Annotated in this window: 6 protein-coding genes, 1 tRNA gene and 3 rRNA genes; 6 read left to right on the forward strand and 4 right to left on the reverse strand. The window is 50.0% G+C overall.

Annotation, left to right across the window (positions count from 1 at the left end):
- Nucleotides 1-4: 4 nt before the first annotated feature.
- The 6 genes from acrF to ACJHYW_RS06145 all read left to right on the forward strand — a co-directional run bounded on the left by acrF (nucleotide 5) and on the right by ACJHYW_RS06145 (nucleotide 8,167).
- Complete coding sequence (gene acrF / locus ACJHYW_RS06120) at nucleotides 5-3,109, forward strand: multidrug efflux RND transporter permease subunit AcrF (RefSeq protein ID WP_001273304.1); 3,105 nt, start codon at nucleotides 5-7, stop codon at nucleotides 3,107-3,109.
- Nucleotides 3,110-3,361: 252 nt separating this feature from the next.
- Nucleotides 3,362-3,583, forward strand: coding sequence for a membrane protein (locus ACJHYW_RS06125; protein WP_000825639.1), 222 nt, complete (start codon nucleotides 3,362-3,364; stop codon nucleotides 3,581-3,583).
- Between the two features lie 430 nt (nucleotides 3,584-4,013).
- Nucleotides 4,014-5,039, forward strand: coding sequence for an amino acid ABC transporter substrate-binding protein (locus ACJHYW_RS06130; protein WP_000738568.1), 1,026 nt, complete (start codon nucleotides 4,014-4,016; stop codon nucleotides 5,037-5,039).
- A gap of 67 nt (nucleotides 5,040-5,106) precedes the next feature.
- A complete protein-coding gene (locus ACJHYW_RS06135) occupies nucleotides 5,107-6,288 on the forward strand; it encodes an amino acid ABC transporter permease (protein WP_000019670.1) in 1,182 nt (393 codons plus the stop codon).
- A gap of 9 nt (nucleotides 6,289-6,297) precedes the next feature.
- Entirely contained in the window at nucleotides 6,298-7,401 is a 1,104-nt protein-coding gene (locus ACJHYW_RS06140) for an amino acid ABC transporter permease (protein ID WP_001361187.1), read from the forward strand.
- A gap of 7 nt (nucleotides 7,402-7,408) precedes the next feature.
- Complete coding sequence (locus ACJHYW_RS06145) at nucleotides 7,409-8,167, forward strand: amino acid ABC transporter ATP-binding protein (RefSeq protein WP_000078316.1); 759 nt, start codon at nucleotides 7,409-7,411, stop codon at nucleotides 8,165-8,167.
- A gap of 62 nt (nucleotides 8,168-8,229) precedes the next feature.
- On the opposite strand, the gene rrf (ACJHYW_RS06150) is transcribed toward ACJHYW_RS06145, so the two are convergent.
- From rrf (ACJHYW_RS06150) to ACJHYW_RS06165, 4 genes are all read right to left on the reverse strand, one after another.
- Nucleotides 8,230-8,345 (reverse strand): 5S ribosomal RNA (gene rrf / locus ACJHYW_RS06150).
- Between the two features lie 39 nt (nucleotides 8,346-8,384).
- Nucleotides 8,385-8,460 (reverse strand) — tRNA-Thr (locus ACJHYW_RS06155).
- Nucleotides 8,461-8,474: 14 nt separating this feature from the next.
- Nucleotides 8,475-8,590: ribosomal RNA gene (rrf, locus tag ACJHYW_RS06160) — 5S ribosomal RNA — on the reverse strand.
- 102 nt (nucleotides 8,591-8,692) lie between these two features.
- Nucleotides 8,693-8,906, reverse strand: a 23S ribosomal RNA gene (locus ACJHYW_RS06165); the annotation flags it as partial.

An 8,906-nucleotide genomic window follows, 5' to 3' on the forward strand; every position in this document is an offset into this window, starting at 1 on the left:
TGACATGGCAAACTTTTTTATTCGACGACCGATATTTGCATGGGTGCTGGCCATTATTCTGATGATGGCGGGTGTACTGGCGATCCTACAATTGCCCGTCGCCCAATACCCAACCATTGCGCCGCCTGCAGTTTCTGTTTCGGCAAACTATCCGGGCGCTGATGCGCAGACCGTGCAGGATACGGTGACGCAGGTTATCGAACAGAATATGAATGGTATCGATAACCTGATGTATATGTCCTCCACCAGCGATTCTGCCGGTAGCGTGACAATTACCCTTACCTTCCAGTCCGGGACCGATCCAGATATCGCGCAAGTGCAGGTGCAGAACAAACTCCAGCTCGCCACGCCGTTGCTGCCGCAGGAGGTACAGCAGCAGGGGATCAGTGTTGAAAAGTCCAGTAGCAGCTATTTGATGGTGGCGGGCTTTGTCTCTGATAACCCAGGCACCACACAGGACGATATCTCGGACTATGTGGCCTCTAACGTTAAAGATACGCTTAGCCGTCTGAATGGCGTCGGTGACGTACAACTTTTCGGCGCACAGTATGCGATGCGTATCTGGTTGGACGCCGATCTGCTAAACAAATACAAACTGACGCCGGTTGATGTGATTAACCAGTTGAAGGTACAGAACGATCAGATCGCTGCCGGACAGTTGGGCGGAACGCCAGCGTTACCAGGGCAACAGTTGAACGCCTCGATTATTGCTCAGACGCGGTTAAAAAATCCGGAAGAATTCGGCAAAGTGACCTTGCGCGTAAACAGTGACGGCTCGGTGGTACGCCTGAAAGATGTCGCACGGGTTGAACTTGGCGGTGAAAACTATAACGTTATCGCTCGCATCAACGGTAAACCGGCGGCGGGCCTGGGTATTAAGCTGGCAACCGGCGCGAATGCTCTCGATACCGCGAAAGCCATTAAGGCAAAACTGGCGGAATTACAGCCATTCTTCCCGCAGGGAATGAAGGTTCTCTACCCTTATGACACCACACCATTCGTCCAGCTTTCTATTCACGAAGTGGTAAAAACGCTGTTCGAAGCCATTATGCTGGTGTTCCTGGTGATGTATCTGTTCTTGCAGAATATGCGAGCAACGCTGATCCCCACCATTGCGGTACCCGTGGTGTTGTTAGGGACGTTTGCCATCCTCGCCGCTTTTGGTTACTCCATCAACACACTAACGATGTTCGGGATGGTGCTTGCCATCGGGCTGCTCGTCGATGATGCGATAGTGGTGGTGGAGAACGTCGAGCGCGTGATGATGGAGGATAAGCTCCCGCCAAAAGAAGCGACGGAAAAATCGATGTCGCAAATTCAGGGCGCACTGGTGGGTATCGCGATGGTGCTGTCAGCGGTATTTATTCCAATGGCATTCTTCGGCGGTTCTACTGGGGCAATTTACCGCCAGTTCTCTATCACCATCGTTTCGGCAATGGCGCTTTCTGTTCTGGTGGCATTGATTCTTACCCCAGCGTTATGTGCAACACTGCTCAAACCCGTCTCTGCTGAGCATCACGAAAATAAGGGCGGTTTCTTCGGCTGGTTTAATACCACCTTCGATCATAGCGTTAACCACTACACCAACAGCGTCGGCAAAATCCTCGGTTCCACAGGACGATATTTACTGATCTATGCACTAATTGTTGCTGGAATGGTGGTGTTGTTTTTACGTCTTCCGTCTTCCTTCTTACCTGAAGAGGATCAGGGAGTCTTTCTGACTATGATTCAGTTACCCGCTGGCGCGACGCAAGAGCGGACGCAAAAAGTGTTGGATCAAGTGACGGATTACTATCTGAAGAACGAGAAAGCGAACGTAGAAAGTGTCTTTACGGTTAACGGCTTTAGCTTCAGCGGCCAGGCACAAAACGCCGGTATGGCCTTCGTCAGTCTGAAACCGTGGGAAGAGCGTAGTGGTGACGAAAACAGTGCGGAAGCGGTAATCCATCGTGCCAAAATGGAATTGGGCAAGATCCGCGACGGTTTTGTCATTCCATTCAATATGCCAGCCATTGTTGAACTGGGCACGGCAACGGGTTTCGACTTTGAGTTAATTGATCAGGCTGGGCTGGGTCACGATGCCCTGACCCAGGCCCGTAACCAGTTGCTTGGCATGGCGGCGCAACATCCTGCCAGCTTAGTCAGCGTGCGTCCTAATGGTCTGGAAGACACCGCGCAGTTTAAACTGGAAGTTGACCAGGAAAAGGCGCAGGCATTAGGTGTTTCACTTTCTGACATCAATCAGACCATTTCAACGGCGTTGGGTGGGACTTACGTTAACGACTTCATTGACCGTGGTCGCGTGAAAAAGGTGTATGTTCAGGCGGATGCCAAATTCCGTATGCTGCCAGAAGATGTCGATAAACTTTATGTCCGCAGCGCCAACGGCGAAATGGTGCCATTCTCTGCCTTTACCACTGCACATTGGGTGTATGGCTCTCCGCGACTGGAGCGCTACAACGGTCTGCCGTCAATGGAGATTCAGGGGGAAGCCGCGCCAGGAACCAGTTCCGGCGATGCCATGGCGTTGATGGAAAACCTTGCGTCAAAATTACCGGCGGGCATTGGTTATGACTGGACGGGTATGTCATATCAGGAACGTTTATCGGGAAACCAGGCTCCCGCTCTGGTAGCAATTTCCTTTGTGGTTGTTTTCCTGTGCCTTGCTGCACTCTATGAAAGCTGGTCAATTCCTGTCTCGGTTATGTTGGTCGTGCCGTTAGGGATTGTCGGCGTGCTACTGGCGGCAACACTCTTTAATCAAAAAAATGACGTCTACTTTATGGTGGGCTTGCTGACGACAATTGGCTTGTCGGCCAAAAACGCTATTTTGATTGTTGAGTTCGCTAAAGATCTCATGGAAAAAGAGGGTAAAGGTGTTGTTGAAGCGACACTAATGGCAGTACGTATGCGTCTGCGTCCTATCCTGATGACCTCTCTCGCCTTTATTCTCGGCGTATTACCGCTAGCTATCAGTAACGGTGCCGGCAGTGGCGCGCAGAACGCAGTGGGTATCGGGGTAATGGGCGGGATGGTTTCTGCAACGTTGCTGGCAATCTTCTTCGTGCCGGTGTTCTTTGTGGTGATCCGCCGTTGCTTTAAAGGATAAATCAGAAACATAAAGGCACTTTCGGGTGCCTTTATTATTTTCAGTGAAACCCATAAAAATTAATAAGATATTCTTCTTCTCACTCTTTAAAAACTTTCTATAGTTCCCGCTCCCTTCACTATTTTTACAATTCACATAATTTGTCATTATTCATTCCGCAAGATTTATAACCTCCGGTGATAAAATGGCATTCAGCTCGTTAATAAGAGAGTTAACTTATTAAGCGTTAGCGTTTATTACTGAGGTAACACCATGAAAAGATTAATTCCTGTGGCATTGCTCACCGCATTGCTGGCGGGCTGTGCTCACGATTCGCCCTGCGTTCCGGTTTATGATGATCAGGGGCGACTGGTTCACACCAATACCTGTATGAAAGGCACGACTCAGGATAACTGGGAAACGGCTGGGGCTATTGCTGGCGGGGCAGCAGCTGTTGCTGGCCTGACGATGGGGATCATCGCTCTGTCGAAATAACTGAATAGAGCGCGGAGTACCGCGCTCTGTTTAACGATACAGTATCTCACCATAAGATAAAATATTGCTATATTCTGCTGGCTAATTCCCTGCTGATTTAGCATGTTATATCGCGTTATTTCGCTGCTTTCGAAATAACGCATCAATTTAATTTTCACACTTCCCACCAGAATTATACTCACGCTAACAATCATTATTCTGCTTAGTAAAAAACGCGTAAATATTTTGCGCCAAAATGTGGCGCATGTTTCATTTTCGCACCATTGCGGGGCGCTGTTTTTATTATTTCCTGTCTACACTCAGCTTATTGCGACGCGAAATCGTGCGCAAAAGCTGGCACTACTTTTGCTTATAAGAGGATGGCCACAGACAGGTAAAAGACGTTTCCCAAATGTCCTATAACGATAATTTTCGCCTCACAGGAAGCATTATGAAAAAGATGATGATAGCCACACTGGCTGCCGCCAGCGTGCTGCTTGCCGTTGCAAATCAGGCGCATGCTGGCGCGACGCTTGATGCCGTTCAGAAAAAAGGTTTTGTGCAATGCGGGATCAGTGATGGATTACCTGGGTTCTCTTATGCCGATGCTGACGGTAAGTTTTCAGGTATTGATGTTGATATTTGTCGTGGTGTTGCCGCTGCTGTATTTGGTGACGACACGAAAGTGAAATATACCCCGCTCACTGCAAAAGAACGCTTCACCGCTTTACAGTCAGGGGAGGTGGATTTGCTCTCCCGTAATACGACCTGGACTTCATCTCGCGATGCCGGGATGGGAATGGCATTTACCGGCGTCACTTATTACGACGGCATTGGCTTCCTGACGCACGATAAAGCGGGACTAAAAAGCGCGAAAGAACTGGATGGCGCTACCGTCTGTATTCAGGCGGGTACTGATACCGAACTCAACGTTGCCGATTACTTTAAGGCAAACAATATGAAGTACACACCAGTGACTTTCGATCGCTCTGACGAATCAGCGAAGGCACTGGAATCTGGTCGCTGCGATACGCTGGCCTCGGATCAATCACAACTGTATGCCCTGCGCATCAAATTAAGCAACCCGGCTGAATGGATTGTCTTACCGGAAGTTATCTCCAAAGAACCGCTTGGGCCGGTAGTTCGTCGTGGCGATGATGAATGGTTCTCGATTGTACGCTGGACGCTTTTCGCCATGCTGAATGCTGAAGAGATGGGCATCAATTCCCAGAACGTCGATGAAAAAGCGGCTAATCCAGCAACGCCTGATATGGCACATCTGCTGGGTAAAGAAGGCGATTACGGCAAGGATCTGAAGCTGGATAATAAATGGGCTTACAACATCATCAAACAGGTGGGTAACTACTCGGAAATTTTTGAGCGTAACGTAGGTTCAGAAAGCCCGCTGAAAATTAAACGTGGGCAAAATAATCTCTGGAATAACGGCGGTATTCAGTACGCACCGCCCGTGCGTTAAGTCGGTGTGAGGTAACGAGCGTCGCTACGGCGGCGCTCTCTTCAGCGTTATGCTTTCCGAGGTTTCTATGTCTCATCGCCGCTCAACCGTTAAAGGCTCACTCTCCTTTGCCAACCCTACGGTTCGCGCCTGGTTATTCCAGATCCTTGCCGTTGTTGCTGTTGTCGGCATTGTTGGTTGGCTATTTCACAACACTGTGACGAATCTCAGTAATCGTGGCATTACTTCAGGTTTTGCCTTTCTGGATCGCGGCGCTGGCTTCGGTATTGTCCAGCATTTGATCGATTACCAGCAGGGTGATACCTACGGACGCGTTTTCATTGTTGGCTTACTCAATACGCTACTGGTTTCTGCATTGTGTATTGTATTCGCTTCTGTTCTGGGCTTCTTTATCGGTCTGGCGCGACTTTCGGATAACTGGCTGCTACGAAAGCTTTCCACAATTTATATTGAGATCTTCCGTAATATTCCGCCGCTGCTGCAAATCTTCTTCTGGTACTTTGCCGTGTTGCGCAATTTGCCCGGACCACGCCAGGCAGTGAGTGCGTTTGATCTGGCCTTTTTGAGCAATCGTGGGCTTTATATTCCGTCGCCGCAGCTGGGAGACGGATTTATTGCGTTTATCCTGGCTGTTGTTATGGCTATAGTCCTTTCTGTTGGGCTATTCCTCTTTAATAAAACATACCAGATAAAAACCGGACAACTGCGCCGCACCTGGCCGATCGCCGCAGTGTTGATCATAGGTTTGCCTTTACTGGCGCAATGGCTTTTTGGCGCAGCACTACACTGGGATGTCCCAGCCTTACGAGGCTTTAACTTCCGTGGCGGGATGGTTTTAATTCCTGAACTGGCAGCCTTAACGCTGGCACTTTCGGTTTATACCTCTGCATTTATCGCCGAGATTATCCGCGCTGGGATCCAGGCAGTGCCTTATGGTCAACATGAAGCGGCTCGGTCACTGGGATTACCCAATCCGGTTACGCTACGCCAGGTCATTATTCCCCAGGCACTGCGAGTGATCATTCCGCCGTTAACCAGCCAGTATCTCAACATCGTCAAAAACTCCTCTCTTGCCGCCGCTATTGGCTATCCGGATATGGTTTCGCTGTTTGCTGGCACCGTGCTGAACCAGACGGGGCAAGCCATCGAGACGATAGCCATGACCATGTCGGTCTATCTGATTATCAGCCTGACTATCTCGCTGCTGATGAATATCTATAACCGCCGCATCGCGATCGTTGAACGCTAAGGAGTCATGATGACAAAAGTATTGCTGTCTCATCCCCCGCGCCCGGCGAGCCATAACTCAAGCCGCGCGATGGTGTGGGTGCGAAAAAATCTGTTCTCCAGCTGGAGCAATAGCCTGCTGACTATTGGCTGCATATGGTTGATGTGGGAACTGATCCCACCGTTGCTGAACTGGGCATTTTTGCAGGCTAACTGGGTTGGCTCAACGCGTGCCGACTGCACAAAAGCCGGTGCCTGTTGGGTCTTCATCCACGAACGATTTGGTCAGTTTATGTATGGGCTTTACCCACATGACCAACGCTGGCGAATTAACCTGGCATTACTGATTGGGCTTGTGTCGATCGCACCAATGTTCTGGAAAATACTCCCGCATCGCGGTCGCTATATTGCGGTATGGGCGGTGATTTACCCACTGATTGTCTGGTGGCTGATGTATGGCGGGTTTCTTGGTCTTGAGCGGGTTGAAACCCGGCAATGGGGCGGGCTGACGCTAACTTTAATTATTGCATCAGTTGGGATTGCGGGGGCGCTGCCGTGGGGGATCTTACTGGCGTTAGGTCGCCGCTCCCATATGCCGATTGTGCGTATCTTATCGGTCATTTTTATCGAGTTCTGGCGCGGTGTACCGCTGATTACCGTTCTGTTTATGTCTTCGGTCATGCTGCCGTTGTTTATGGCAGAAGGCACCAGTATCGACAAATTGATCCGCGCGCTGGTTGGCGTGATCCTGTTTCAGTCAGCATATGTTGCGGAAGTCGTGCGAGGCGGATTACAGGCGCTGCCTAAAGGGCAATATGAAGCGGCAGAGTCGCTGGCGTTGGGTTACTGGAAAACCCAGGGGCTGGTTATTCTGCCACAGGCGTTGAAGCTGGTGATTCCTGGGCTGGTAAATACCATCATCGCACTCTTCAAAGATACCAGCCTGGTGATCATCATCGGGTTGTTCGATCTTTTCAGTAGCGTTCAGCAGGCAACCGTTGATCCCACCTGGTTGGGTATGTCGACGGAAGGGTATGTTTTCGCCGCACTGATCTACTGGATCTTCTGTTTCAGCATGTCGCGCTATAGTCAGCATCTGGAAAAACGTTTTAACACCGGGCGTACACCGCATTGAGGACACTATGAGCCAAATTTTACTACAACCTGCTAACGCGATGATTACGCTGGAAAACGTCAATAAATGGTATGGACAATTCCATGTTTTGAAAAATATAAATTTAATCGTGCAACCGGGAGAACGGATCGTTCTGTGTGGCCCTTCTGGTTCCGGTAAATCGACAACCATTCGTTGTATTAATCATCTGGAAGAACATCAACAGGGACGGATCGTGGTGGATGGCATCGAACTTAATGAAGATATCCGCAATATTGAGCGCGTCAGGCAAGAAGTGGGAATGGTCTTTCAGCATTTCAATCTCTTCCCTCATCTGACCGTTCTACAGAACTGTACCCTGGCACCGATTTGGGTACGCAAGATGCCAAAGAAAGAGGCAGAAGCTCTGGCGATGCATTACCTTGAGCGGGTGAGAATTGCCGAACATGCGCATAAGTTTCCCGGACAGATTTCAGGTGGTCAGCAGCAACGCGTTGCCATTGCGCGTTCGCTGTGTATGAAGCCGAAAATTATGTTGTTTGATGAGCCAACGTCGGCGCTCGATCCTGAGATGGTGAAAGAGGTGCTGGATACGATGATTGGGCTGGCGCAGTCGGGTATGACAATGCTGTGTGTAACACATGAGATGGGGTTTGCACGAACCGTCGCTGACCGGGTGATTTTTATGGATCGTGGGGAAATAGTGGAGCAAGCTGCACCTGATGAATTTTTTGCGCATCCTAAATCAGAGCGTACGAGGGCATTTTTATCGCAGGTAATCCATTAATTGAATGTTAGTTCGAAAAGCAAAAAGGCCATCCTTTCGGATGGCCTTTCACTTGATTTGATGTCTGGCAGTTCCCTACTCTCGCATGGGGAGACCCCACACTACCATCGGCGCTACGGCGTTTCACTTCTGAGTTCGGCATGGGGTCAGGTGGGACCACCGCGCTACTGCCGCCAGACAAATTCTTTTCTAATCTGCCGAACTTTAACCTAAGAAGTGGTGCTGATACCCAGAGTCGAACTGGGGACCTCACCCTTACCAAGGGTGCGCTCTACCAACTGAGCCATATCAGCACGCTAAATTTGATGCCTGGCAGTTCCCTACTCTCGCATGGGGAGACCCCACACTACCATCGGCGCTACGGCGTTTCACTTCTGAGTTCGGCATGGGGTCAGGTGGGACCACCGCGCTAAGGCCGCCAGGCAAATTCTGTTTTATCAACACGTCTCGTTATGACCTGTCGATTTAATCTGTTATCAAGCTTACTTATCGATGTCTCTTCCGCCAAAACATCTTCGGCGTTGTAAGGTTAAGCCTCACGGTTCATTAGTACCGGTTAGCTCAACGCATCGCTGCGCTTACACACCCGGCCTATCAACGTCGTCGTCTTCAACGTTCCTTCAGGACCCTCAAGGAGTCAGGGAGAACTCATCTCGGGGCAAGTTTCGTGCTTAGATGCTTTCAGCACTTATCTCTTCCGCATTTAGCTACCGGGCAGTGCCATTGGCATGACAACCCG

Source organism: Escherichia sp. WS3063 (assembly GCF_046486595.1).
GTDB lineage: Bacteria > Pseudomonadota > Gammaproteobacteria > Enterobacterales > Enterobacteriaceae > Escherichia > Escherichia coli.